General features: G+C 64.6%; 23 protein-coding genes. 10 read left to right on the top strand and 13 right to left on the bottom strand.

The annotated features are described in order from the left end of the window. Nucleotides 1–319 precede the first annotated feature (319 nt). Complete coding sequence (locus FFS13_RS07725; protein WP_137818505.1) at nt 320–1,711, bottom strand: hypothetical protein; 1,392 nt, start codon at nt 1,709–1,711, stop codon at nt 320–322. Nucleotides 1,712–1,757: 46 nt separating this feature from the next. Between FFS13_RS07725 and FFS13_RS19715 the strand changes: the two genes are divergently transcribed. Continuing rightward, the gene (locus FFS13_RS19715) at nt 1,758–1,922 is read left to right on the top strand and encodes a hypothetical protein (RefSeq protein ID WP_171006439.1); all 165 of its coding nucleotides are present in this window, start codon (nt 1,758–1,760) and stop codon (nt 1,920–1,922) included. Between the two features lie 112 nt (nt 1,923–2,034). Here the strand turns inward: FFS13_RS19715 and mapR are convergent, their stop codons facing one another. From mapR to FFS13_RS07680, 9 genes are all read right to left on the bottom strand, one after another. Continuing rightward, a complete protein-coding gene (gene mapR, locus FFS13_RS07720) occupies nt 2,035–3,444 on the bottom strand; it encodes a GntR family transcriptional regulator MpaR (RefSeq protein ID WP_137818504.1) in 1,410 nt (469 codons plus the stop codon). Nucleotides 3,445–3,505: 61 nt separating this feature from the next. Further along, nucleotides 3,506–4,936, bottom strand: coding sequence for a cytochrome c oxidase accessory protein CcoG (gene ccoG / locus FFS13_RS07715; RefSeq protein ID WP_137818503.1), 1,431 nt, complete (start codon nt 4,934–4,936; stop codon nt 3,506–3,508). A 415-nt stretch (nt 4,937–5,351) separates the two neighbouring features. Continuing rightward, nucleotides 5,352–5,969: a transglutaminase-like cysteine peptidase gene (locus FFS13_RS07710; protein ID WP_137818502.1), complete on the bottom strand. Its 618-nt coding sequence runs from the start codon at nt 5,967–5,969 to the stop codon at nt 5,352–5,354. An 838-nt stretch (nt 5,970–6,807) separates the two neighbouring features. Next, nucleotides 6,808–7,155 (bottom strand): hypothetical protein, encoded by a 348-nt coding sequence (locus FFS13_RS07705; RefSeq protein ID WP_137818501.1) that lies wholly within the window; start codon nt 7,153–7,155, stop codon nt 6,808–6,810. A 206-nt stretch (nt 7,156–7,361) separates the two neighbouring features. Next, a complete protein-coding gene (locus tag FFS13_RS07700) occupies nt 7,362–9,143 on the bottom strand; it encodes an ABC transporter ATP-binding protein (RefSeq protein WP_137818500.1) in 1,782 nt (593 codons plus the stop codon). Next, nucleotides 9,136–9,738 carry a DsbA family protein gene (locus tag FFS13_RS07695; protein WP_171006442.1) on the bottom strand — a complete coding sequence of 201 codons (603 nt, stop codon included), beginning with the start codon at nt 9,736–9,738 and terminating at the stop codon, nt 9,136–9,138. Before FFS13_RS07695 ends, FFS13_RS07700 begins: the two co-directional genes overlap by 8 nt. A 36-nt stretch (nt 9,739–9,774) precedes the next feature. Further along, a complete protein-coding gene (locus tag FFS13_RS07690; protein ID WP_137818498.1) occupies nt 9,775–10,713 on the bottom strand; it encodes a rhodanese-related sulfurtransferase in 939 nt (312 codons plus the stop codon). A 164-nt stretch (nt 10,714–10,877) separates the two neighbouring features. After that, nucleotides 10,878–11,183 carry a BolA family transcriptional regulator gene (locus FFS13_RS07685; protein ID WP_137818497.1) on the bottom strand — a complete coding sequence of 102 codons (306 nt, stop codon included), beginning with the start codon at nt 11,181–11,183 and terminating at the stop codon, nt 10,878–10,880. A 12-nt stretch (nt 11,184–11,195) separates the two neighbouring features. Further along, nucleotides 11,196–11,717, bottom strand: coding sequence for a DUF2059 domain-containing protein (locus tag FFS13_RS07680; protein ID WP_137818496.1), 522 nt, complete (start codon nt 11,715–11,717; stop codon nt 11,196–11,198). Between the two features lie 305 nt (nt 11,718–12,022). Between FFS13_RS07680 and FFS13_RS07675 the strand changes: the two genes are divergently transcribed. The 3 genes from FFS13_RS07675 to FFS13_RS07665 all read left to right on the top strand — a co-directional run bounded on the left by FFS13_RS07675 (nt 12,023) and on the right by FFS13_RS07665 (nt 15,135). Next, nucleotides 12,023–13,036, top strand: a complete 1,014-nt coding sequence (locus FFS13_RS07675) for a DUF2804 domain-containing protein (protein ID WP_137818495.1) — start codon at nt 12,023–12,025, stop codon at nt 13,034–13,036. A gap of 91 nt (nt 13,037–13,127) precedes the next feature. Then, nucleotides 13,128–14,522, top strand: a complete 1,395-nt coding sequence (locus tag FFS13_RS07670; RefSeq protein WP_137818494.1) for a class II fumarate hydratase — start codon at nt 13,128–13,130, stop codon at nt 14,520–14,522. Then, nucleotides 14,515–15,135, top strand: a complete 621-nt coding sequence (locus tag FFS13_RS07665) for an NAD(P)H-dependent oxidoreductase (RefSeq protein WP_137818493.1) — start codon at nt 14,515–14,517, stop codon at nt 15,133–15,135. Before FFS13_RS07670 ends, FFS13_RS07665 begins: the two co-directional genes overlap by 8 nt. 50 nt (nt 15,136–15,185) lie before the next feature. Here FFS13_RS07665 and FFS13_RS07660 read toward each other — a convergent pair whose 3' ends face one another. Further along, the gene (locus FFS13_RS07660; protein WP_137818492.1) at nt 15,186–16,154 is read right to left on the bottom strand and encodes a DMT family transporter; all 969 of its coding nucleotides are present in this window, start codon (nt 16,152–16,154) and stop codon (nt 15,186–15,188) included. Between the two features lie 293 nt (nt 16,155–16,447). Between FFS13_RS07660 and FFS13_RS07655 the strand changes: the two genes are divergently transcribed. After that, nucleotides 16,448–16,657, top strand: coding sequence for a DUF6316 family protein (locus FFS13_RS07655; protein ID WP_137818491.1), 210 nt, complete (start codon nt 16,448–16,450; stop codon nt 16,655–16,657). A 70-nt stretch (nt 16,658–16,727) separates the two neighbouring features. On the opposite strand, the gene FFS13_RS07650 is transcribed toward FFS13_RS07655, so the two are convergent. Continuing rightward, a complete protein-coding gene (locus tag FFS13_RS07650) occupies nt 16,728–17,912 on the bottom strand; it encodes a thiolase family protein (RefSeq protein WP_137818490.1) in 1,185 nt (394 codons plus the stop codon). 117 nt (nt 17,913–18,029) lie between these two features. Beyond that, the gene (gene pap / locus FFS13_RS07645) at nt 18,030–19,517 is read right to left on the bottom strand and encodes a polyphosphate:AMP phosphotransferase (protein ID WP_137818489.1); all 1,488 of its coding nucleotides are present in this window, start codon (nt 19,515–19,517) and stop codon (nt 18,030–18,032) included. Nucleotides 19,518–19,644: 127 nt separating this feature from the next. Here pap and mnmC point away from each other — a divergent pair, with 127 nt between their 5' ends. From mnmC to FFS13_RS07620, 5 genes are all read left to right on the top strand, one after another. Continuing rightward, entirely contained in the window at nt 19,645–21,636 is a 1,992-nt protein-coding gene (gene mnmC, locus FFS13_RS07640; protein WP_137818488.1) for a bifunctional tRNA (5-methylaminomethyl-2-thiouridine)(34)-methyltransferase MnmD/FAD-dependent 5-carboxymethylaminomethyl-2-thiouridine(34) oxidoreductase MnmC, read from the top strand. A gap of 146 nt (nt 21,637–21,782) precedes the next feature. After that, nucleotides 21,783–22,016: a metal-sensing transcriptional repressor gene (locus FFS13_RS07635; RefSeq protein WP_137818536.1), complete on the top strand. Its 234-nt coding sequence runs from the start codon at nt 21,783–21,785 to the stop codon at nt 22,014–22,016. A 20-nt stretch (nt 22,017–22,036) separates the two neighbouring features. Beyond that, entirely contained in the window at nt 22,037–22,579 is a 543-nt protein-coding gene (locus FFS13_RS07630) for a rhodanese-like domain-containing protein (protein WP_137818487.1), read from the top strand. Next, a complete protein-coding gene (locus FFS13_RS07625) occupies nt 22,579–23,334 on the top strand; it encodes a sulfite exporter TauE/SafE family protein (protein WP_137818486.1) in 756 nt (251 codons plus the stop codon). The genes FFS13_RS07630 and FFS13_RS07625 overlap by 1 nt, the downstream gene beginning before the upstream one ends. 1 nt (nt 23,335) lies before the next feature. Beyond that, a complete protein-coding gene (locus FFS13_RS07620) occupies nt 23,336–24,028 on the top strand; it encodes an MBL fold metallo-hydrolase (RefSeq protein ID WP_137818485.1) in 693 nt (230 codons plus the stop codon). Nucleotides 24,029–24,069: the final 41 nt, after the last annotated feature.

Here is a 24,069-nt window from a genome sequence, read left to right as displayed (position 1 = left end):
ATGCACGGCGCTAAACCGCAGCGTATCCGCAGGACGGCCGCCGAGTGGCGGCCACAGACAGCCTCAGTCTAGCGGGAGAATTTCCGCAGCGCCGGCCAGTGGCCATCCCTCGGCAAAACCGGCTTGCGGCCGGGGGCGGCTGGTGGGCTTTCATTGCGCTGCCAGGAACGGGCCAGCGCCTTGGATCGGCATGGCCGGTTGATTCAAGCGAATGAGCAAAGGGGCAGCCAATCGCTATGACTTTCAATAGCGGCTCCCACCCATTTGACCCGGGCTATGGGTCAGAATCACCTTCGCAACCGAGCAGGCCACGCGCCCGCTATTGGCTCTCGGGCGGCGGTTGGCGTGACAAGAGCACGTTGAGCAGGTTGTCCTGAAAGTTGATGTTGCTGGTCAGGAACGCATGGTCCTCGCACAGGAAGAACGCATAAGCCACCGGCAGAAAACTGTCCTCGTTCTGTGGCGCGCCAGGATCCAGGGTCTCGCGCGCCAGCAGGGACGGCTTGGTGACGCGGCCATCGCCGGGCTCGATCATCAGCTCGTCGTAGGGCACGCCGGGCCGGGGTGCGGCAATGTCCGCCGGCGTGAGTCGCACCCTGTCGCGTCCATCGAGCTGCTCCACCAGCAGCCGTGCAGGTGTCATGTGGCAGCCACCGCCAAAGAGCACGTAGCGGATCGGCGACACCGGCTCGGCCACCGACAGCATCCAGGCCAGGCGCCGTGCACGCTCCAGCTGATAAACGAAATAGCGCTGCAGCGCCGGCGCGTCGGCAGCGGCGGCCAGAGTAGGCTCGTAGACCGACCAAGCCATGCGCTGCCAGGTGTTGGGGTCAAACAAGTCGTCGTGACGAGGCTTGCCCTCGATGTCCAACAGCCAGTTGTTGAGCGGGTGGGGAAAGAGCTGATAGCCACTGGGAAAGGTGGCCAGGGTGCGCGGCGAAATACGGCTCCAGCCGACCTTTTCGCCACTGATGAAGGCGTGCAATGAGCCGACCGACCCCAGGTTGGGCGTGCCCAGCAACACCAGTTTGCGCACCCGCTCCGCCCCCTCCATGGTCACCTGGTGGGGCGCGCCGTCCAGCACATCGCGGGTGCCGAAGCGCAGGTAGTAGCGCGCGATCAAGCCACCCATGCTATGCGCCACCAGATCGACGCGTAAGCTCGGATCGGCGTAATCACGGCGCACGGCCGCAATCAGCCGATCCAGTTCCCGCACGCTGCGCAAGGTGTCTTGCCGCCAGTCGTAGGACAGGACGTAGTAGCGGCGCTCGCCCTGGCGCGCCGGTGTCCCGGGCTGGGCGCGCGCATAGCCACCAAATTGCGTCAAGGTGCGTAAGATTGGCCGGTAAAAGTCGCGCCGCAGCGCCTGCTCGGCAATGCCCGAAGCTTCCAGCCGCGAAGGCCGTGGCGTATTGGTTTGCGGATCGATTTCCAGGGCCAGCTCCGGGTAAGACGAGAACAGAATGCGCCACCAGGGCCCCGGCCAAATCTCTTCGCCGCTGACCCGGTCGCGCAAGCGGCTGCCAAAGGCCCCCGGGATCAAGATGACCGGCGCGGTTTCGGCGTTGCTGCTGCTGAGCTGGTAGAGCCGTTTCAGGTCGGGGCGCGGTGACTCGCTGCAGCCCAGCAGGCCCGCCGCAAGCACCAGCATGGCGATCAGCCGTGCGGCAGGCTTTGCCAGACGCCAGCGGACAGAACTGTCAGGGTGCATGGGCGAAGCCCCGTGACTGCGCCGCTTTCACCGTGGCGCCTGGCCCATGACCAGTTTCAGGCCGGAGCACGGGGCGTTGACCGCGCAGGCCGTCATTGCCGCCCAGGCCATTGAGAAGGTCGCCGCTGGCGGCACCCATCAGGATATCGGCACCTTCATCGGCATTTACAGTGGCCATAAGCACGCCCCTTCAGCGTTGGCGGCACTTTGACGGTATGAGTCTAGTGCGCGGCGAGCACCCAGCCATTATTCATTTGCAGGCACGAGAAAGCCTTTCGTCCGCAGCCCCCCTGCGAGCCGGCAAAGCCCTTCACGGCGTGATCTCAGAACGAGCGCAGGATGCGCCCCAGCGTCGCCATCGCCGCCTCGAAGCGCTCGTCCCAGGGATGGCCGTAGTTGAGGCGGATGCAGGAGCCGAAGCGGCGGGTGGCGGAGAAGATCGGCCCAGGGGCCAGGCTGATGCCCTGGGCCAGAGCCAGGCGGAACAGCTGCAGCGAGTCGACCCGCTCGGGGAATTCCAGCCAGAGGAAATAGCCGCCGGCCGGGCGAGTGACCCGGGTGTCCGCGGGGAAATGCCGCGCCACCGCCGCCAGCAGCGCGCCCTGCTGCTCCTCCAGGGCGTAGCGCAGCTTGCGCAGGTGACGCTCGTAGCCGCCGTGCTGCAGATAGTCGGCGATCGCCGCCTGGGCCGGGATCGAGGCGGACAGCGTGGTCATCAGCTTGAGCCGCTCGATCTTCTGCGCGTAGCGGCCGGCGGCCACCCAGCCGATGCGATAGCCCGGCGCCAGGCTCTTGGAGAAGGAGCCGCAGTGCAGCACCAGGCCCTCGCTGTCGAAGGCCTTGGCCGGGCGCGGCGGCTGCGCGCCGAAGTACAGCTCGGCGTAGACGTCGTCCTCGATCAGCGGCACCCGATGGCGATGCAGCAGTTCCACCAGTTCGCGCTTCTTCTGCTCCGGCAGGCTGGCGCCCATGGGGTTCTGGAAGTTGGTCATGAACCAGCAGGCCTTGACCGGATGCCGCGCCAGGGTCTCGGCCAGCACGTCGAGGTCGATGCCCTCGCGCGGGTGCACGGGAATCTCCACGGCCTTCAGCTTGAGCCGCTCCAGCACCTGCAGCGTGGCGTAGAAGGCCGGCGCCTCGATGGCCACCAGATCGCCCGGCTCGGTCAGCGCCTGCAGGCAGAGGTTCAGCGCCTCCAGCGCGCCGTTGGTGATCACTAGCTCCTCCAGAGCTAGCGGCAGCCCGCCGACCCTGTAGCGCAGGGCGATCTGCCGGCGCAGCGCCGGGTTGCCCGAGGGCTGGTAGGCGACCACGGTGCGCGGGTCCATCTCGCGCGCCGCCTTGGCCAGCGAACGCGCCAGGCGCGGCAGGGGGAACAGCTCGGGGCTGGCGAAGGCGGAACCGAGCGGCACGCAGTCCGGGTCCTTGAGCGAGTTGAGCACCGAGAACACCAGTTCGCTGACATCCACCTCGGTGGACTCGCTGGCGCGCGGGCCGATCTCCGGCTCGCGGAGCTGGCGCTGCACATGGTCGCAGACGAAATAGCCGGAGCGCGCACGGGCGCGGATCAGCCCGCGGCGCTCCAGCAGGTAGTAGGCCTGGAACACGGTGGACGGGCTGACGCCGTAGGTGCGGCTGGCGTAGCGCACCGAGGGCACGCGCTGGCCGGGGGCGAGCACGCCGGCGCGGATCAGTTCGGCGATTTCCTCGGCGAGTTTCTCGTAGCGTTTCATCCGTGCCCGGCCGCTTCCTGAGGCTGATGGTCGGCAGTGTCCTCGAACCGCGGCCGCACTGCTAGCGCCGCGGCGCGACGAAGGTGCTGTGCGCCCGTACCCGCAACTGCGAGTCGTCGATGCCGCTCAGCTGGAAGTGGATCGGCCGCGCGCCGGCCTGCGACTCCTGCTCGGCGGTCAGGGCAACCGACACCGGCAGGTCGAGGATCTCCCCGGCCTGCAGCCGCAGCCGCAGCCGCTGCTGGCCCTGCAGGCGCAAGCCCGCCGCGTCGACCAGGCCTAGCTCGTAGCGCTGGGCGCTCTGGGTCTTGTTGATGAGCCTCAGGCGGTAGCTGTTCTCGATCTCGCCCTGGCCGTTCTCGCGGTACAACCCACGGTCGCGGGTCACGTCCAGCGCTGCCAGCGGGCGGGCCTGCAGGGCCCAGCCGAAGGCCAGCAGCATGCTCAGCAGCACCGCGGCATAGCCCAGCAGCCGCGGCCGCAGCAGGCGGGTCTGGCCGCCCTCCAGCTCATGTTCGGAGCTGTAGCGCACCAGGCCGCGGGCATAGCCCATCTTGTCCATGATCGAGTCGCAGGCGTCGATACAGGCCGCGCAGCCGATGCAGGCCAGCTGCAGGCCGTCGCGGATGTCGATGCCGGTCGGGCAGACCTGCACGCACAGCTGGCAGTCGAGGCAGTCGCCGAGGCCTTGGGCGCGATGATCGGCGTCCTTGCGCCGCGGACCGCGGCCTTCGCCGCGCGCCGCGTCGTAGGAGACGAGCAGGCTGTCCTTATCGAACATCACGCTCTGGAAGCGCGCATAGGGGCACATGTGGATGCACACCTGCTCGCGCAGCCAGCCGGCGTTGATATAGGTGGCGGCGCTGAAGAACAGCAGCCAGAACAGCGCCGCACCTTCCAGCTGCAAACTGAACAGTTCCTGCGCCAGCGGGCGGATCGGGGTGAAGTAGCCGAGGAAGGTCAGCGCCGTGAGCAGGCTGACCAGCAGCCAGAGCAGGTGCTTGCTGCTGCGCCGCAGCAGTTTGCCGGTGCTCCAGGGCGCGGCATCGCGCTTGATGCGCTGGTTGCGCTCGCCCTCGGTGAGCTTCTCGCACCAGAGGAAGACCCAGGTCCAGACGCTCTGCGGGCAGCTGTAGCCGCACCAGACGCGGCCGGCGAACACGGTGATGAAGAACAGGCCGAAGGCGCAGATGATCAGCAGCGCCGAGAGCAGGATGAAGTCCTGCGGCCAGAAGGTCGCGCCGAAGATATAGAACCTGCTATCGACCAGGTCCCAGAGCACCGCCTGGCGCCCGTCCCAGTCGAGCCAGGCGGTGCCGAAGAACAGCAGGAACAAGGCACCGGCCCCGCCCAGGCGCAGGTTGCGGAACAGACCGCTGAAGCTGCGCGGGTAGATGCCGCCGCCGAAGGCGGCCCAGGGCGTGCTGGCCGGCTGCGAGCGGGACGGGGGCGGCGGTGGATCGACGAGCTGGACGGGAATTCTCTCGGACATGGTCGCGGGCCTGGAGGCTGGAAATGCCCGCGACTATAGAAAGGCAGCCCGACACAAAACAGATTCAGATCCTTTAACAAAAACCGTATCAGATCAGCGGAAAGACTCCCGGCGAAGCAGCCAAGACGCAAGTAGATGGCATCTGCCCGTGACTCACAGAGCAGGCACCTTGATATGGAATGCCGAAGGAAAAGCCAGGCTGTACTGTAATGCCGATCACTTAAGGTCTGTGCGCCTGGCTCCCCTCGCCGGTTTTAGTGGAGAGGGGCTGGGAGAGAGGCCGAGGCGCGGCCCACACTGCCTTCGCTTGGCCATGGATGCATGGCCTAGTCATAAACACAGTCGTTTGCCTCCCCCTCCGGGTTAGGGGGAACGCTGTCCCGTGTTGCAGGGGCTCGCCTCTACTTATGGAGACTTAACCCTGCTCCGCAGTGAAGCCCTCTTGCCGCATCTTTTTCAGCAGCGCCTGCCAATAAGCCAGGTGCTCCGTATCTCCAATGCGCTTAAGACCTTGCGCCTTAACAAAATAGAGCCCTTGGGCATCGAAGGCATAGGACAGCGACAAATCCCGGCGTTCAGCCGCGGGGCGGATGCTATTGATCAGGTTGTCCAGTACCAGAGGCTCGGCGCTTGGCGTTGAGTAATAGGTCAACACCATGTGCGCCTGATTCGACTTCAGCACTTTGGCATAGGCGATCCGCAGCTTTTCCTCGGCTACACCGAGCTGGCGCAGGGTGAAATACTTGGCCAAGGAAAAGTCCTCGCAGTCCCCTGCCCCTTTGACCAAGGTCTCGATCGGCGTCGCCCAATAGTCGCTCTGCTTCCAGAGCGCGATGTCGGTGCTGAAACGAACATGGTGGTTGAAGTAGCGGTTAACCGCATGCAGCTTTTCTATTTCCGGTAGATGCTGACTGCTCTCGATCAGGTCGCTCCAGGACAGGAGGCGATCCGTGGTTGGACTCTGTCGTCCATAGCGCTTTTCCGCCTTGTGGAGGATCCGTTCGAGTCTCCAGCTTGCCTTGGCTTCAGCCATGCCAAAGAGCAAGCCTCCGCTAAGAGTCGTGACTGCGACCGCCCGCCACAAAGCATTGGTATATTTGGACTGAGCGACTCGCTGGAGCAACAGGATAGACCTCTATGAATGCGGCCTTGGCCGGGTTCAACTTAGCGGATCATTCCATTGAGAGACTGCTGACTAGAGGATTTGGTGCTTGCTCAAGCAGCTTTGGGGCAAGTCCACAGCCCAGGACAGGGCCCTCTTTCCCCAACAAGCCGACTCAGGCTTCGATGCTCTAGGCGCCCAAGAAAGCAACTGCTTAATAATTGATCAATGTAACGCCCTTTCAAGCCGTGGAGCAAGCGCCCCACTGCCCCCTTGGCGAGGGCTTTGCTGGGCAAATCGGGCAGCACTCTAAGGCAAGGGGCTGGCGGCGACACGGCCGCCGCTGACCGCTGGAAATCCCCCAAGCCTGGGCCTAGAGACGCTTTTCGAGGTAGTTGTCGCGCAGGCCCTGTTCGCGCAAGGAAGCCGAATGTTCTTGGCAGTGCTCCAGGGGAAGGGAGTTGGCTGTTGCAACAGCCCGCCGACCTGAAGTCGAAAGTAGCGATCGCCGTCACGCAGGCAATCCGCAACACCTCACGGCGCCGCTCCAACTGGCCACTTTGGCGGAAGTTACCCGCTCGCTTGTTCTCCACCCCGCTCCCGCTGGATGAGCTGTTCGCGAACAAAGTTTAACTTCAGGCTTGAATGACACGCCTGAATGAAGTGGGCACCCATGCTCCTCGGCCGGATTGCTTAAGCCTCAGTTCGACCTTACCGCTCCGGACGCTCAGGTTCAGCGCTAAGCGCCCGGAGCGCTACGCCGCCTCACTCAATGCCCGTATTCGATCCTCTGTTGGTGGATTAGAGATTTGTACTGGGGTGCCGGTCCCTTGATCGACTGTGCCTCATTGGGCTCAAGCTGCGGGCCGGCAGCAGTTGGCTGCTCTTCGAGCAGTTGGGTAAAGCGCTGACTTTGATCCCCGCTTGTTCGAGCTTGGGCAACCTCATTACTAAGCATGCGAGACTCCAAAAGGCGATCACTACCATTTTCCGCCAGTAAGTACGCAGGCTCCTGCTCGAACGATGGGACCCGTGCGCTGGTTGCTTGCCCCGAGGTGGTGGCCGCAAGCATCACTATTAGGCCGCTGAAGGCCTTCGTGCTGAATGTCGATTTCATGGTGTCATCCTCATAACATTACCCCCTAGCCCCCAGGAATTGGACCGAATAGCCGAGGGGATTGTTACAAAGGTATTTCGCTGTCGGACGGGCGGCGATTCTTAAGACGGCTGTCGCCTGAGCGTGCCGATGCGCCCCAGAGGGGCGCGCAGACGCCTGCTTGAGTGAACGGCATTAAGGCTGGACTGCAACTAACCCTGCGGGCACTAACTCTGTTGCAGGTGGCCGTACAGCTTGGCGTACAAACCGCCGTCGGCGATCAACTGCTGATGATCACCATCCTCGGCGATGCGCCCGCCATCGAAGACCAGCACCCGATCCGCCTGTTTCACCGCCGACAGGCGGTGGGCGATGATCAAGGTGGTGCGGCCGTTGAGGAACTGGCCCAGAGCCTGGTGCAGGGCGTATTCGGTGGCGGCATCGAGGGCCGAGGTGGCCTCGTCGAGGATCACCACTTTCGGCTCGGCCAGCACCATCCGCGCGATCGCCAGGCGCTGGCGCTGGCCACCGGAAAGGCGTACGCCGGAGCGCCCGACGATGCTCTCCAGACCCTGCGGCAAGACGCGAATGGTCTGCGCCAATTGCGCGATTTCCAGCGCGCGCCAGCAGGCCTCATCGCTGCGCTCACGACCCATGGTCAGGTTCGCGCGTACCGTGTCGTTGAACAGCGCGGGATGCTGTAGCACCACCGCGACCTGCTCGCGCACGGTCTCCAGGCCGATCTCTTCCAGGCTGCAACCGCCATAGCGGATGCTTCCGGCCTGCGCCGTGTAGAGGCCCAGCAGCAGTTGCACCAGGGTGCTCTTGCCGCCGCCGCTGGCACCCACTATGGCGACCTTCTCACCCGCGGCGATGGCGAGGTTCAGCTCATCCAGCACCGGCTCATCGTGGTAGGCGAAGGTCAGGCCGCGCACCTCGATACCGAGCGTGTCGCGCCCGTCGAAGGGATCGACACCACCTCGATATTGCGGCTCATCGGCCCGCGCGAGCAGCTCGTTGATCCGCGTCAGCGCGCCACCGGCGGCGTAGAAGGCATATTGCAGATTCAGCAGCTGTTCGACCGGGCCGATCATAAACCACAGGTAGCTGAACACCGCGAGCATCTGGCCGATCGACAGGTCGGAGAACAGCACGGTGAGCATCGCCGCCGCCCGGAAAATATCGATACCGAACTGGAACAACAGACCGCTGGCGCGGCTGGAGGCATCACTCTTCCATTGCGAGGCCACCGCATAGTTGCGTACCTCTTGGGCGCGTACACCGAGGCGGCCGAGGAAGAAGCCCTGGCGGTTGCCGGCACGGATTTCCTGGATTGCGTCCAAGGTCTCGGTGAGGGCCTGGGTAAAGCGCGAGGTGCTGTCGTTCTCAAGCTTCTTCAGGTGCTTGACCCGTTTCCCCAACTGCACCGTGGCGTAGATCACCAAGGGATTGAACAGCAGGATCAACAGCGCCAGTTGCCAGTGCATCCACATCAGGATGCCCGCGGTGCCGGTCAGCGTCAGCACCGCGACCAGGAAGCGGCTGAGGGTTTCGCCGACGAACTTGTCCAGGGTGTCGAGATCGGTGACCAGGTGGGTGGTCACCGTGCCACCGCCGAGGCTTTCGTATTCGCCGAGGGAAATCCGCTTGAGCCGCTCGATCAGGCGAATGCGGATACGGTAGACGATGTCCTTCGACAAACGGGCAAACAGCCGCGCCTGCACCACGTTGAAGACCAGCGCCGAGCTGCGCAACAGCAAGGTCAGCAACACCATCAGGCCGATGTAGCCGACGGCGCTCTCCCAACTGCTGGGCAGGAAACGATCCATGACCTTGAGCGCCGCATCGCCCTGCTTGAGCAACACCTCGTCGACCAGTAACGGCAGCAGCAGTGGAATCGGCACGCTGCAGAGGGTCGCCAGCACCGCCACGCCATTGGCAATCAGCAAGGCTTTTTTGTGGCGCAGGGCCAGCCGGCGTATTTCCGCCCAGCTCAGCCGATCAAGCATGCGCGCCCCGCGCCAGCCAACGCGCCAGCAGCGGTGCCAGTTCGCTGAGCGGCTGATAGCCATTGGTCAGCAGGGCCAGTTGGCCATTGCGTTCGGCGAGCACGGTGGGGAAGCCGGCGATGCCCAGATCCTGCACCCAGGTGAAATCGGCGGCGGTGGCGGCGTGCTGTTCGGCACTGTCGAAGGCCGTCGCGAATTCGATGCGCGGCAAGCCGGCCGCTTCCGCGAGTTCGACCAGCACGCTGGCCTGTGTGACGTCGCGGCCTTCGGCGTAGAAGGCCTGCTGAATGCCCTTGACCAGCGGCCAGACGCTGGCCGGATCGAGGGAGCGCGCGGCGACCAGGGCACGGCAAGCCGGCTCGGTGTCGTAGACGAAACCCTCCGGCAAGGCGCCGTCGAACCTGAACGGCTGCCCGGTGGCCTGCGCGACCGCCTGCCAGTGCTCAAGAATATAGCGCTGGGTGGTCGGCTCCAGCGCCGCGCCACTGCCGGTCCGCAAGCCGCCGGCCACCATGTGCAGTGGCACGCCCGCCGCCTGCGCCTGTGCGGCGAGCGCCTCGAGCACCGGCGCGAAACCCCAGCACCAGGAGCACATGGGGTCCATCACATAGAGCAGGCGAGCTTGCATGGGTCAGGACTCTGCACAAAGTCGAGGGTTGTAGCCCAGAGGGTGCGGTTGATTGCGCGCCTTGGCCAGTTCGATCTGCTTCTGCCGCTCACGGGCACTGTTGCGGGTCTTCTCGCTCAGCGAGTCCCAGCAGTGCGGGCAGCTGATGCCCAGAACGTAATGCGGCGACTGGCGGTCTGCAACCGAAATCGGGATGCGGCAGGCATGGCACTGATCGTAATCGCCTTCGCTGAGGTCGTGGCGAACGGTCACGCGGTTATCGAACACGAAGCAATCGCCGCGCCACAGGGTGTCTGCCTGCGGCACTTCTTCCAGGTATTTGAGGATGCCGCCCTTGAGGTGATAGACCTCATCGAAGCCTTGGCCGAGCATATAGCTGGAAGCCTTCTCGCAACGGATTCCGCCGGTGCAGAACATCGCGACCTTCTTGTGCTTGGCCGGATCGAAGTTGGCTTTTATATAGTCGGGAAAGTCACGGAAGCTCTTGGTCTGTGGGTCGATGGCGCGCTCGAAGCTGCCAATTGCCACTTCATAGTCGTTGCGGGTATCGATCAGCAGCACTTGCGGGTCGGCGATCAGCGCGTTCCAGTCTTGCGGCTCGACATAGGTGCCGACCTGCTGGTTCGGGTCGACGCCCGGTACGCCGAGGGTGACGATTTCCTTCTTCAGCTTGACCTTAGTGCGATAGAACGGCTGCTCGTCGCAGTACGACTCTTTGTGATCGATATCGACGAAACGCGGGTCTTGCCTGAGCCAGGCGAGCAAGCCGTCGATACCCTCACGGCTGCCCGAAACGGTGCCATTGAGGCCTTCTTCGGCGATCAGCAAGGTGCCTTTGATGCCGTTATCCAGCAGGCTTTGCAGCAGGGGCTCGCGCAGTGCAACGTAGTCCTTCAGGGTGACGAACTTGTACAGCGCCGCCACGACGATGTTCTGAGTCATGCAGGTGATTGCTCCAGGTGGTCGTCCACGTAAAGGACGGACCGGGTTTTAGAAATGCTAAGGCTATAAATGACGGCGCCGGCTGGGCCGGCGCTGGGTGAAGTCTACCAGAAAGCCACGCCACCCAGCCTGCGGCCAAGCGGCACAGGGCTAATGGCACACAGCTAATGGTCGTGCTTACTGCCACCCTGGCAGGTGGGCGAATCCGGCGCATGGCCCAACTCCGCCCACTCTTGCGGGGTATAGGTATGCAAGGCCAGCGCATGCAGCTGACCCATCAGGTCGCCAAGGCTGGCATAGACCTGCTGGTGCCGCTTGACCGCATTCAGCCCGGCGAATAACGGGCTGACCACCACGGCCTTGAAGTGCGTTTCCAGCCCACGACTGTGCATATGGCTTTCATCCAATACTTCGAGGTACTGCGGTTCCAACGCGGCCAGAGCCGTCTGGATACGTTCGCGCATGCTCATATTGGACTCCGTTTAAGGCTTCTTCGATTCAGGCTTGGCCTGCGCCGGTTGCAGTTCGGCGGTCATATCGGCGAGCAGCTTGTTCACTTCCGGCACCGCAGTTTCCAGCTTGGCCTGGGTCAGCTGGGCCGATTGCGCGGTCAGGCTCGGCATGGTTTCCAGCACTTTCTTGCCCAGCGGCGATTGGTAGAAGGCAATCAGATCCTTCAGCTCTTGCTCGCTGAAGTTGCTGGTGTAGAGCTTGACCATGTCCGGCTTGAGTTTATCCCAGCCGACGGCCTTATTCAGCGAGGCATTGGCCTTGGCCTGGTAGCTCTCGAGCAGCGCTTTCTTCGCTTCCGGCGCCTGAGCCTGGGCGAAACGCTGGGCAAACATCTGTTGCACCTGGGCATACACCGGCACGGCCAGCTTGTCGGCATGCGCCAGCTTGAGGAAACGCTCGGCATCGGCCGCGTGGCTGGCCGCATCCGCCAACACCTGGCCGCTGGCGCACGCCAACAGAACGGCCGTGCAAAGGGTACGAATCGGGGTCATCGAAATTCCTTGTCTTCTCGGGAAGGGCTAATGATCAGGGCGAACCCCAAGGCTGGGCATTCTGCGCTCAAGCTCGCCCCCGGCTCAAGCGCGCGAGCTTGCACACAGGGTCACACAAACAGTGTGGCGCAGCGCAGCCGTTGATCCGCGACCAAAGTGCCAGTACTTGCCCATCCTTTAGTGGGGTGGGCATGCTGCGCGCCATCAAGACGACAGCTACTCTGTACGCTGAGGATCTGTCCGCTGAGGACGCCCACGCCCCTCAAGCACTGCGCATCTAAATCCTGCACACATGGACGTGCCCGATGAACAGTTTCACTTCCGTTTTTGCGCCAGAGCCCTGGCAACCGCTGTGCAATGCCCAAGGCCAACTCGCCCCCAAGGCGATCGGTTGGTCAGCGCGACCGCAAGTGCATTGCGCCCTGCCCGGCCACTACGGGCGACGTAAACGCTGGAACCACTGGTGCATCACCACCCCGCACTGGATGCTCTCGCTGACCCTGGCCGACCTCGACTACGTGGGCTACGCCGCCGCGTATTTCCTCGATTTAGAGACCGGCCACGCCGTCGCGCAGACCCAGTTACGCGCCTTCGGCCGCGGCTGTCGGTTGCCGGATACGCCGCTGGAAAGCCACGAGTTCGACCACCCACGCCTGCAATTCAAGGCCGATGAACACCCAGGGCGCCTGCGCCTGACGGTCGCCGCACCGGATGTCGGTGGCCAAGCGTTGCATGTCGCGCTGGATATTCAGCGCCCGGCGCATCTGGACTCGGTCAATCTGGTGGTGCCCTTCGCCGGCCGCGGTTTCCATGCCACCTGCCGTCAATTGGGTCTGCCGACCAGCGGCAGTGTGCAGTTGGGACGCGCACAATACAGCTGCGTACCGGGGCAGAGCTTCGCCGCCCTGGACTTCGGCCGCGGTGTCTGGCCGTTGCACAGCCAGTGGACGCGCGCCGCCTTCGCCGCCCCGGGGGGTATCGCCGGTAACTTCGGCTCGGGCTGGACCGACAACACTGGCCTGTCCGAGAACGCCCTATGGTTCGGCGGCGAGCTGCTGCCTGTAGATACTCCGGTGCACATCGAACAGGCCCCGCAGAGTCCTTTAGCGCCCTGGCGCCTGAGCAGCGCCGATGATCGCGTCGCCCTGACCTTCAGCCCGCGCCAGCAGCATCGAGCCCGCCCACAGCTTGGCCCCTTCTACGCCGACACCCGTCAGTGGTTCGGCCGTTTCGACGGCGTACTGCGTGGCCCGGGCGGCGAGCGCGTGCCGGTCGATGGCGCCCTGGGCTGGCTCGGCACGACCCGCGCGCGCTGGTAGCGGTAATCGGCGCAGTTTTAAATCCAGCGGGCACGGAACCAGAGCCGCGTCGGAGCGCCTAAACTTGCGGAACAGTCCCCGGAGAAGATCCATGAGCCGCACCGAAACCGACAGCCTCGGCCCCATCGACGTCCCTGACGAAGCTTACTGGGGCGCGCAGACCCAACGTTCGCTGATCAACTTCGCCATCGGCCAAGAGCGCATGCCGCTGGCGGTGCTGCACGCCCTGGCCTTGATCAAGAAGGCCGCGGCACGGGTGAATGACCGCATTGGCGAGCTACCCTCGGAGATCGCCCGACTGATCGAACAAGCCGCCGACGAGGTACTGGCCGGCCAGCACGACGAGCAGTTCCCGCTGGTGGTCTGGCAGACCGGCAGCGGCACGCAAAGCAATATGAACGTCAACGAGGTGATCGCCGGCCGCGCCAATGAACTGGCCGGCCAGGGCCGCGGCGGCAAGTCGCCGGTGCATCCGAACGATCACGTCAACCGCGCGCAAAGCTCCAACGACAGCTTCCCCACCGCCATGCACATCGCCGCCGTGCAAGCCGTACAGCACGAGCTGCTGCCGGCGCTTGCCGAGCTGTCTGACGGCCTGGCCGAACAGGCGGCGCGGCATGCGTCCCTGGTCAAGACCGGGCGCACGCATTTGATGGACGCCACGCCGATCACCTTCGGCCAGGAGTTGTCGGCCTTCGTCGCCCAGCTCGCTTACGCGGAGCGGGCCCTGCGCGCCGCATTGCCGGCGGTCTGCGAACTGGCCCAAGGCGGTACGGCGGTGGGCACCGGCCTGAATGCCCCGCACGGTTTCGCCGAAGCGATCGCCGCCGAGCTGACGGCACTGTCCGGCCTGCCGCTGGTTTCCGCGCCGAATAAATTTGCCGCCTTGGCCGGCCACGAACCGCTGGTGACGCTGTCCGGCGCACTGAAAACCCTCGCGGTGGCCTTGATGAAGATGGCCAACGACCTGCGCTTGCTCGGCTCCGGCCCACGCGCCGGGTTCGCCGAGGTCAAGCTGCCGGCCAACGAACCCGGCAGTTCGATCATGCCCGGCAAGGTCAACCCGACCCAATGCGAGGCGCTGTCCATGCTCGCCTGCCAGGTGCTCGGCAACGACGTCACCCTCGGCTTGGCCGCCAGCCAGGGCCATCTGCAGTTGAACGTGTTCAAGCCGGTGATCATCCACAACCTGCTGCAGTCGATCCGCTTGCTGGCCGACGGCTGTCGCAACTTCCAACGGCACTGCATCGAAGGCCTGGAGCCCGACGCCGCACAAATGGCCGCGCACCTGGAACGCGGTTTGATGCTAGTGACCGCACTAAACCCACATATCGGCTACGACAAGGCCGCGCAAATTGCCAAGAAGGCCTACAGCGAGGGCACCACCCTGCGCGAAGCCGCTCTGGCCCTGAACTATGTCAGCGCTGAAGAGTTCGACGCCTGGGTGCGTCCCGAAGCGATGCTGGAGACCGGTCACCATGGTTGAAACGACGAAAAGCGGTGCCACCCCACTGGAAGGGGACGGCAAGCGCATTCTGCTGATTCTCGGTACACCGAAGAGCCGCAGCCTCTGCCATGCCCTCGGCGAGGCTTACGCCCAAGGCGCGCGCAGCGAAGGCCATGTGGTGCGTCAGCTGAAACTGGGCGAGCTGGAGTTCGATCCGGTGCTGCGCGGCGGCTACGACCAGAGCCAGAACCTGGAGCCCGACCTGCTGGAGGCGCAACGGCAGATCCACTGGGCCGAACACCTGGTATTCGTCTACCCGGTCTGGTGGGGTGGCCTGCCGGCGCTGCTCCAAGGCTTTTTCGACCGGGTGTTCCTGCCCGGTTTCGCCTTCAAATATCGCGAGCGTTCGCACACCCGGGAGAAGCTGCTGAGCGGGCGCAGCGCCGATCTGCTGGTGACACTCGACACCCCGCCCTGGTATTTCCGCTGGATTTACGGCGCCCCGGCACATCGGCAGATGGTGCGCGCCATCCTCGGCGCCTGTGGCGTCAAAACCCGCCGCCTGAGCGAGTTCGCCTCGATCCGCCTGTCCTCCGAGGAACAGCGGCAGGGCTGGTTACGCCGCGCCGAGTTGCTCGGCACTCGTGCCTGACGCGCCCGTCGGCTGGGTTTCGCCCTGATGGGCTCTACCCAGCCTACGACCTACACATTGTCGGCTGCCGCCAACCGGGCACGGCGTGCCCGCCAGCCCGCGATAACCGATGGCCCGAGCGCGGTCAACGCCGAACCCAGCACCACCAGCAAGGCACCCGCGTAGGCGATCCAGTTGATCTGCTCGGGGTGCACATGATCGGGCCATAGGCTGGCCGCCAGGGCGACCGAGGCAAAGGTCACCAACGGGGTAATCGCCAGCGTGGCGCTGACCCGCGAGGCCTCCCAATGCGCCAAGGCCTCGGCAAAGGCCCCATAGGCCACCAGCGTATTCAGGCAACAGGCCAGCAACAGCCAGCCTTGCAGCGGGTTCAACGCCACTAGCTGCAACGGCTGCGCCCAGGGCGTGAGCAACGCGGCGCAGGCCAGGTAGATCACCATCATCACCTGCATCGAATTCCACACCGTCAGCAGTTGCTTCTGCGCCAAGCCATAAAAGGTCCAGACGAAGGCCGCCAATAGCACGATCAGCACACCCGTGGTGTATGCCGTGAGCGAGGACAACAGCTCGTGCAAACGCTGGTTGAAGAACAAGCCGAAACCCAGCAACAGCACCGCCAGACCGATGCCCTGGCCCAGACTGAAACGTTCGCGAAAAATGAACAGACTGCTGATCAGGAACAAGATCGGCGCCACCTGGATCACCAACTGCGTGGTGCCGGGGCTGAGCAGATTAAGCCCGATCAGATAGAGCACGTAGTTGCCGGTCAGCCCAGCAATGGCCAGCACCAGCAACCAGATGCCGTTCTTGCCCAGCAGGCGAACACTCGGCAGGCGTTCCGCCGCAGCCAGATAGGCCAGCAGGATCGAGCCGGCGACTAACAGGCGATACCAGGTGACAGTGATGGGGTCCATCACCTGCAGCACTTCTTTCAGTTTGATCGGCAAGATGCCCCAGAGCACGGCAGTGGTCAGGGCGAGCAGCAGGCCGTAGAGCCAACGGCCGGATGAGATGTGCATGGCAGCCTCGAATGCGCCGCGACCGCTAAACCAGGGTAAAACCGGGTGGCGGTCGCAAACGGTCATTCTAGGCTGCGACCGCTGGCCAGCACAGGAACAGTTAAAACCGGTTGCACTCGGCAACTGTACCCTTGGCCTCGCCCAAAGCCGTCACATGCTTGACGCCAAAAGAATGAAAACCAGAAAAATGCGCCGATCTTATCGGCAAAATCGACCATTTGTCGCGAACTCCAACAAGCGCCCAAACACCGATTAGACTGAAAAATAGTCAGCTCGTCTCGGGAGTCAGCGCTATGTTCGGTCAACGTACCAAAGATCCGGCAGCCGCCACGCACTACCGCAGCGAGCGTGTCAGCGCGGTCAATGGCGAGTATTTTTTTGCAACCCGTGAAGGCACTTTGGAAGGCCCGTACTTCACCCGGGTCGATGCTGAACGCGAAATTGCTATTTATGTCCGTCGGCAAATACAGGGCAACGAGATCATCGAGAGCCGGGCCTTCTAGAACACTGAGCCAGCGATAAAAAACCCGCGCCAAGGCGCGGGTTTTTTATCGCTGAAACGGCTGCGCAGGCTTAGCGCACGACCTCGAACAGACCAGTAGCCCCCATGCCACCACCCACGCACATGGTGACGATGCCATAACGCAGGTTACGCCGTTGCAGCTCACGTACCAGATGGCCGACCTGGCGCGAGCCGGTCATGCCGAACGGGTGGCCGATGGAGATGGAACCGCCGTTGACGTTGTATTTCTCGTTGTCGATTTCCAGGAAATCGCGGGCATAGAGGCACTGTGAGGCGAAGGCTTCGTTCAGCTCCCACAGATCGATATCGGCAACGCTCAGACCACGAGCCTTGAGCAGCTTAGGTACCGAGTACACCGGGCCGATGCCCATCTCGTCCGGCTCGCAACCGGCAACGGTGAAACCGCGGAAGAAGGCCAGCGGTTTCAGCCCCAGTTCGAGGGCTTTTTCCAGGCTCATCACCAGGGTCATGGAGGCGCCGTCGGACAGCTGCGAGGCGTTACCGGCTGTCACCGAGCCGTCTTCGGCGAACACCGGTTTCAACGCCGCCAGGCTGGTCAAGGTGGTATCTGCCCGGTTGCAGTCGTCGCGATCGACCACGCCATCGAGGATGCTCTTCTCGCCGCTGGCTTTGTCTTCCACCTGGTACTTCACCGCCATCGGCACGATTTCGTCGTCGAACAGGCCTTCGGCCTGCGCCCGCGCGGTGCGCTGCTGGCTTTGCAGGGCGTAGGCGTCCTGCTGTTCACGGCTCACGTGGTAACGCCGCGCGACGATTTCAGCCGTCTGCCCCATCGGGAAGTAGATGCCCGGCACATTCTGTTTCAACAGCGGGTTGATCAAATTGTCGCTGTTGACGCTTTTCATCGTCAGGGTGATCGACTCGACACCACCGGCCACGATGATGTCGCTGCAACCAGATGCGATCTGGTTGGCGGCAATGGCAATCGCCTGCAAGCCAGAAGAACAGAAGCGGTTCAGGGTCATCCCGGCCACCTGAGTGCCCAGGCCCGACAACACCGCGACGTTGCGGCCGATGTTGAAGCCCTGCGCGCCCTCGTTCGAGCCGGCACCGACTATGCAGTCCTCGACCACGGCCGGATCGAGGTGATTGCGGGCCAGCAGTGCGTTGACGCAATGCGCCGCCATATCGTCTGGACGGGTCAGGTTGAACTTGCCGCGGTAAGACTTGGCCAGGCCAGTCCGGACGCTGTCGACTATCACCACTTCACGCATGACGCACCTCGTGCTTGTTAGAGCATGTTTGCCTAGGGATGCAGGCAGGATAAAACCGCACGCAGCGACGGCGCGACGATCATTCACCCTGCGTATGCGCAACCATCCCCGCAGCCGTCAATCACGCACGAAAGCGGCTTGCAGCGCATCGTTGATAGTGCGTAGCACCTTGACCCGGGCGAAGCGTTTGTCGTTGGCCTCGACCAGCGTCCAGGGCGCGATCTCGCTGCTGGTGCGATCGACCATATCGCCGACCGCGTCGCTATACAGCGGCCATTTTTCCCGGTTGCGCCAATCCTCCTCGGTGATCTTGAAGCGCTTGAAGGAGGTCTGTTCGCGCTCCTGAAAGCGCTGCAACTGAGTGTCCTGGTCGATCGACAGCCAGAACTTCACCAGCACCACGCCGGCGCGGCTCAGCTGCTCCTCGAAGTCATTGATCTCGCCGTAGGCCCGCAGCCAGTCCGCCTGGCTGCAGAAACCCTCGACCCGCTCCACCAGCACCCGGCCATACCAGGAGCGATCGAACACGGTGAACGTGCCGCGCGCCGGGATATGCCGCCAGAAACGCCAGAGGTAGGGTTGCGCGCGCTCCTCCTCGGTCGGCGCGGCGATGGGCACGATGCGGTACTGACGCGGATCGAGCGCCGCAGCCACCCGGCGGATGGCGCCGCCCTTGCCGGCCGCATCGTTACCCTCGAATACCGTGACCAAGGCATGCCGGCGCATGCGTTTATCGCGCATCAGCCCCGCCAAGCGCGCCTGTTCGCTCGCCAATTGTTCCTGGTAAGCGTCCTTGTCCAGCCGCTGGCTCATGTCCAGGCTGCCCAGCAGGCTGCGCTTGTCCAGGCTCAGGGTCAAAGGCCCGGCATGGGGGTGGCGCTGTGGCCGCTGCTTGCGTTTGAGCGCGGCTTGCAGGCCTTCGAGCAAGATCCGGCCCATGGTCAGGCTGCGGTAATACTCGTCGAAACCCTCGATGACGTACCAGGGCGCATAGTCGCGGCTGGTGCGGCGCAACACATGCTCGCCAAAACGGACGAACTTGTCGTAGGTCTGCGATTGCTGCCAGTCCAACGGGCTCAGGCGCCAGCTGCGCAGCGGGTCGTCCTGCAAAGCCTTGAGGCGCGCCTTCATCTGCTGCTTGGAGAGGTGGAACCAGAACTTGAAGATCAGCGCGCCCTCGTCACAGAGCATGCGCTCCAGGTTCTCCGCGCCGTCGATGGCCTGATCCAGTACCGCATTCTTGAAGTGTCCATGGACCCGTCCTTGCAGCATCTGGCTGTACCAGTTACCGAAGAAGATCCCCATCCGCCCCTTCGGCGGCAGCTGCCGCCAGTAGCGCCACGCCGCCGGGCGGGCCAGCTCCTCGTCGGTCTGCTGGTCGAAGGTGCTGACCTGAATCAGCCGTGGGTCCATCCACTCGTTGAGCAGCTTGACCGTTTCACCCTTGCCGGCGCCCTCGATGCCATTGATCAGCACTATCACCGGGAAGCGCGCCTGTTGCTTCAGCTCGAACTGCGCCTCCAGCAGCGCCTCGCGCAGGGCCGGCACCTCGGCGTCGTAGGTCTCCTGGTCGATGGCATGGCCGATCTCGGCGGACTCGAACATAAATGTGGCTCCGTTCCCTGACTCGATGCGCTCAGCCTAGCGGATCGCCGCAGCGCTAGCATCCAAGCTACGCGGCGATAGCCCGCGGATCGGCTAGAATGCGCGCCTCGCTGTGACAGAAGCCGATATGTCCGACACTCCGCAGATTCAACCCGCCCATGCCCAAATAGCCCACGCCCAACTAGATTGGGACGAGCAAGGTCAGCCGCGCTCGCGCGCGTACGACGACGTGTACTTCTCCACTACCTCGGGCCTGGCGGAGACGCGCTATGTGTTCCTCGCCAATAACGACCTGCCGGCGCGCTTTGCCGCCCTGCCCAGCGGCGGGCGCCTGGTGATTGGCGAGACGGGATTCGGCACCGGGCTGAATTTTCTCTGCGCCTGGCAACTGTTCGAGCAAACCGCGCCAGCCGGCGCCCAGCTGCATTTCGTCAGCGTCGAGAAATACCCCCTCAGCCGCGCCGATTTACAGCGCGCCCTGCTGCTATGGCCCGAGCTGGAAGCCTTCGCCAGCGAATTGCTGACGCAGTACGTCGCCCTCCATGCCGGCTTCCAGCGCCTGCTGTTCGCCGGCGGGCGGGTGGTGCTGACGCTGCTGATTGGCGATGCCCTGGAAATGCTGCCGGAGCTGGATGCCCGGGTCGACGCCTGGTTTCTCGACGGCTTCGCCCCCGCGAAAAACCCCGACATGTGGACGCCCGAGCTGTTCGCCCAACTCGCCCGGCTCTCCACAGCGGACACCACCTTGGGCACCTTCACCAGCACCGGCTATGTGCGCCGCGCGCTGAACGACGCGGGTTTCCGCATGCGCCGGGTGCCCGGCCTGGGGCACAAGTGGGAAGTGTTGAAAGGCCGCTTCACCGCTGAATCGCGCGCGACCGCCAAACCCTGGTTCGCCCGCCCCGATTTCGCTGCCCCCGAGCGTACCGCACTGGTGATCGGCGCTGGCCTCGCCGGTTGCGCGAGCGCGGCCAGCCTGGCGGCGCGCGGCTGGCAGGTGCAGCTGCTGGAACGCCACGCCGAGTTGGCGCAAGAGGCCTCCGGCAATCCGCAGGGCGTGCTCTATCTCAAGCTGTCGGCCCACGGCACGACACTGTCACGGCTGATCGTCAGCGGCTTTGGCCATACCCGGCGCCTGCTGGAACGCCTGCAACGCGGCATCGATTGGGATGCCTGCGGCGTGCTGCAACTGGCGTTCGATGCCAAGGAAGCCGAGCGCCAGGCGCAGTTGGCCAACGCCTTCGCGAATGACCTGCTACAGAACCTCAGCCAGAACGAGGCGCAAGCGCGCGCCGGCATCGGCCTGCCCGCCGGCGGCCTGTATTACCCCGAGGCCGGCTGGGTGCATCCGCCGGCACTCTGCCGCCTGCTGGCGACGCAGCCGAATATCCGCCCGCTATTTCATCAAGAAGCCCTGGAACTGCGCCGCGCCGGTGAGCTGTGGCAAGCCTGGGCCGGCGATCGGTTGCTCGCCAGCGCGGCGGTGGTGGTGTTGGCCGGCGCCGCCGAAATCCGTCGCTTCCCACAGAGCGCCGGGCTGCCGCTGAAACGCATTCGCGGGCAAATTACCCGCCTGGTGGAAACCGCCGAAAGCGCCGCGCTGCGCACCGTGGTGTGCGCCGAAGGCTATGTCGCGCCGGCGCGCCTGGGCGAGCACAGCCTTGGCGCCAGCTTCGACTTCAAGAGCGACGACCTGACGCCGAACGCCGCCGAGCACGTCGGCAACCTCGAGTTGCTGCGGGAAATCTCTGCGGACTTGGCGCAGCGCCTGCACGCCGAGCAACTCGACCCCGCCGAGTTAGCCGGCCGCGCCGCCTTTCGCTGCACCAGCCCGGATTACCTGCCCATAGTCGGCCCGCTGGCGGACAGCGCGGCATTCGCCAACGCCTACGCGGTGCTGGGCAAAGACGCCCGGCAAACGCCAGACACGCCCTGCCCCTGGCTCGCTGGCCTGTATATCAACAGCGGCCACGGCTCGCGCGGGCTGATCACCGCGCCGCTGTCTGGCGAGCTGCTGGCCGCCTGGATCGATAACGAACCGCTGCCCGTGCCCCGCGACGTCGCCGAAGCCTGCCACCCCAATCGCTTCGCCCTGCGCAATCTGATCCGCAACACCTGACCGTCCGTCACCTGCGACAGCCCGACACAACTCATGGGCTGGTCATCGTCGCCTTGTCACTTATACTCCCCCCTGTATATATACCCCCAAGGGTATCAACAGGAGACCGCCCCGTGATCACAGCAAACGCCAAGCAACAGGACGCCATGCTCAAACGCCTGGCCCGCGTCGAAGGGCAGATCCGTGGCATCCAGGCGATGATCCGCCGCGGCGAGGAATGCGAGGCCATCGCCCAGCAGTTCGCCGCCGCGCGCAAGGCCCTGGACAAGGCCTACCAGGAGCTGCTCGCCTGCCTGCTGGAAGAAACCGTACTCGATCCCAACCGCGATGACGCCGAGACCCTGGCCCGGGTTCGCGCCATCTTCACCAAATACACCTGATACTCCCAGGGAGTACCAAAATGCCCGAGACCCTCTGCCTGATCGACGCCCCGCGCTTTGCCGCGGCCCAACACCAAGGACAGGTGCGCTTTCTCGTGGACGTGCGCAGCCCGGCGGAATTCCGCGCCCAGCATGTAGCCGGCGCGCGCAACGTGCCGCTGGATCAACTGGAACCGGCGCAACTGATTACCCAGCTCAGGGCCGAGGGCCTGCGGCACGGCGCTGAGCTCTACCTGCTGTGCCAGAGCGGCCAGCGCGCCCGCCGTGCCGCCGAGCAGTTGCAACAACTGCTGCCGGGCGCCCAGGTGATCGAGGGCGGCACCGACGCCTGCGTCGCCTGCGGCATCCCCGTCAATCGGGGCGCCGCCGGGGTGATCGGCCTGCAGCGCCAGGTGCAGATCTGCGCCGGCAGCCTGGTGCTGCTCGGAGTGATCCTCGGCACCTGGCTGCATCCGGGTTGGTATGGCCTCGCCGCCTTCGTCGGTGCCGGCCTGACCTTCGCCGGCCTCAGCGACACCTGCGGCATGGCCCTGCTGCTGGCCCGCATGCCCTGGAACCGATGATGGACATGCTGCTGCTCGAAGCGCTCGGCATCGGCGCGGTCCTCGGGCTGCTGCTCGGCCTGACCGGCGCCGGCGGCTCACTGGTGGCCCTGCCCTTGCTGCTGAGCCTGCATCTGCCGCTGCGCGATGCCATAGGTGTCAGCCTCGGCGCCGTCGCCCTCACCGCCCTGGTCGGCGCGCTGCCGCGCGCCCGTCAGGGCCAGGTGGCCTGGCTGCCGGTGCTGCTGCTCAGCCTCAGCGGCTTGCCGGGCAACGCCCTGGGCCAGTGGCTGGGCCGGTTCGTTGCCGAAGCCGTGCTGGTGATTGGCTTCTGCCTGCTGGTGCTCTGGTCGGCCTGGCGCATGTGGCACAGCAGCGGCCTGCCGCGCACCAGCCAGAGGCCGCTGCGTGGCCTGCCGCTGGTCGGCATCGGCCTGGGCGTCGGCCTGCTGTCTGGACTGATGGGGGTCGGCGGTGGTTTCCTGATCGTCCCCGCCCTGCTCTGGCTCACCCCACTGTCGATGCTGGCCGCCATAGCCACCTCGATGACGGTGATCGCCCTGGTCTCCGGCGGCGGTTTCTTGCTCTACCTCAGCGGCGCGCGGCCCTCGCCCCTGCTGCTGGCCGGTCTGGCGGCCGGTGGAGCGCTCGGCGTGCTGGTCGGTAATCACCTGGCCCAGCATCTGGGCAGCCGACTGCTGCAACGCCTGTTCGCCCTGATGCTGGTGCTGGTCAGCCTGTCGCTGGCCAGCCAGAAACTCCTTGGAGGTGCCTGAGATGTTGTTCCGTCAATTGTTCGACAGCACCAGCTCGGCCTACAGCTATCTGCTGGCGGATGCCGGCGAGGCCGTGCTGATCGACCCGGTCAAGGACAGGCTGGACGACTACTCACAGCTGCTCCATGAGCTGGATCTGCGCCTGGTGCTGGCCGTGGACAGCCACACCCATGCCGATCACATCACGGCCCTGGGCGCCCTGCGCAAAGCCACCGGCTGCCGCAGCGGTTTCGGCGTGCAAAGCGGCAGCCACTGCGCCAGTTTCACCTTCAGTGATGGCAAACGCCTTGCCTTCGGCAATCGCGAACTGATCGCCTGGCACACCCCGGGACATACGGACGACTCCTATTGCTTCCTGCTGCCGGCCACAGGCGCGGAACCCGCAAAGCTGTTCAGCGGCGACACCCTGCTGATCCGTGGCAGCGGCCGCACCGACTTCCAGAACGGTGACGCCCGCGAGCAATGGGCCAGCTTGCAGCGCCTGCTGACCCTACCCGGCGATACCGAGGTCTGGCCCGGCCATGACTACCGCGGCTGGACATGCTCCAGCATCGCCGAAGAAGCGGCACACAACCCACGCCTGCAGGTGGGGAATGTAGAGGCCTACGTCGCCTTAATGAACAGCCTGAAGTTGCCAACCCCGCGCCTGATGGACATCGCCGTACCGCTCAACCGAGCCTGTGGGAATGACTGAAGCAGCACCGCTGCCCGCGCCCCGGAACCGCGCCGAAGTCG

Origin of the sequence: Pseudomonas sp. 2FG (assembly GCF_005502935.1) — a bacterium.
Classification (GTDB): domain Bacteria; phylum Pseudomonadota; class Gammaproteobacteria; order Pseudomonadales; family Pseudomonadaceae; genus Aquipseudomonas.
This window is presented reverse-complemented; position numbering and strand designations above follow the sequence as displayed.

Bases quoted from the DNA above. Each gene is read 5' to 3' on its own strand.
- mapR (WP_137818504.1), bottom strand. From the start codon at position 3,444: ATGAAACGCTACGAGAAACTCGCCGAGGAAATCGCCGAACTGATCCGC.
- FFS13_RS07695 (WP_171006442.1), bottom strand. From the start codon at position 9,738: ATGTGCTCCTGGTGCTGGGGTTTCGCGCCGGTGCTCGAGGCGCTCGCC.
- FFS13_RS07710 (WP_137818502.1), bottom strand. From the start codon at position 5,969: ATGGCTGAAGCCAAGGCAAGCTGGAGACTCGAACGGATCCTCCACAAG.
- FFS13_RS07680 (WP_137818496.1), bottom strand. From the start codon at position 11,717: ATGACCCCGATTCGTACCCTTTGCACGGCCGTTCTGTTGGCGTGCGCC.
- FFS13_RS07690 (WP_137818498.1), bottom strand. From the start codon at position 10,713: ATGACTCAGAACATCGTCGTGGCGGCGCTGTACAAGTTCGTCACCCTG.
- pap (WP_137818489.1), bottom strand. From the start codon at position 19,517: ATGTTCGAGTCCGCCGAGATCGGCCATGCCATCGACCAGGAGACCTAC.
- FFS13_RS07635 (WP_137818536.1), top strand. From the start codon at position 21,783: ATGCTCAAACGCCTGGCCCGCGTCGAAGGGCAGATCCGTGGCATCCAG.
- FFS13_RS19715 (WP_171006439.1), top strand. From the start codon at position 1,758: ATGACCAGTTTCAGGCCGGAGCACGGGGCGTTGACCGCGCAGGCCGTC.
- FFS13_RS07660 (WP_137818492.1), bottom strand. From the start codon at position 16,154: ATGCACATCTCATCCGGCCGTTGGCTCTACGGCCTGCTGCTCGCCCTG.
- FFS13_RS07725 (WP_137818505.1), bottom strand. From the start codon at position 1,711: ATGCACCCTGACAGTTCTGTCCGCTGGCGTCTGGCAAAGCCTGCCGCA.
- FFS13_RS07700 (WP_137818500.1), bottom strand. From the start codon at position 9,143: ATGCTTGATCGGCTGAGCTGGGCGGAAATACGCCGGCTGGCCCTGCGC.
- FFS13_RS07630 (WP_137818487.1), top strand. From the start codon at position 22,037: ATGCCCGAGACCCTCTGCCTGATCGACGCCCCGCGCTTTGCCGCGGCC.
- FFS13_RS07670 (WP_137818494.1), top strand. From the start codon at position 13,128: ATGAGCCGCACCGAAACCGACAGCCTCGGCCCCATCGACGTCCCTGAC.
- FFS13_RS07655 (WP_137818491.1), top strand. From the start codon at position 16,448: ATGTTCGGTCAACGTACCAAAGATCCGGCAGCCGCCACGCACTACCGC.
- FFS13_RS07625 (WP_137818486.1), top strand. From the start codon at position 22,579: ATGGACATGCTGCTGCTCGAAGCGCTCGGCATCGGCGCGGTCCTCGGG.
- FFS13_RS07620 (WP_137818485.1), top strand. From the start codon at position 23,336: ATGTTGTTCCGTCAATTGTTCGACAGCACCAGCTCGGCCTACAGCTAT.
- FFS13_RS07650 (WP_137818490.1), bottom strand. From the start codon at position 17,912: ATGCGTGAAGTGGTGATAGTCGACAGCGTCCGGACTGGCCTGGCCAAG.
- ccoG (WP_137818503.1), bottom strand. From the start codon at position 4,936: ATGTCCGAGAGAATTCCCGTCCAGCTCGTCGATCCACCGCCGCCCCCG.
- FFS13_RS07685 (WP_137818497.1), bottom strand. From the start codon at position 11,183: ATGAGCATGCGCGAACGTATCCAGACGGCTCTGGCCGCGTTGGAACCG.
- FFS13_RS07705 (WP_137818501.1), bottom strand. From the start codon at position 7,155: ATGAAATCGACATTCAGCACGAAGGCCTTCAGCGGCCTAATAGTGATG.
- mnmC (WP_137818488.1), top strand. From the start codon at position 19,645: ATGTCCGACACTCCGCAGATTCAACCCGCCCATGCCCAAATAGCCCAC.
- FFS13_RS07665 (WP_137818493.1), top strand. From the start codon at position 14,515: ATGGTTGAAACGACGAAAAGCGGTGCCACCCCACTGGAAGGGGACGGC.
- FFS13_RS07675 (WP_137818495.1), top strand. From the start codon at position 12,023: ATGAACAGTTTCACTTCCGTTTTTGCGCCAGAGCCCTGGCAACCGCTG.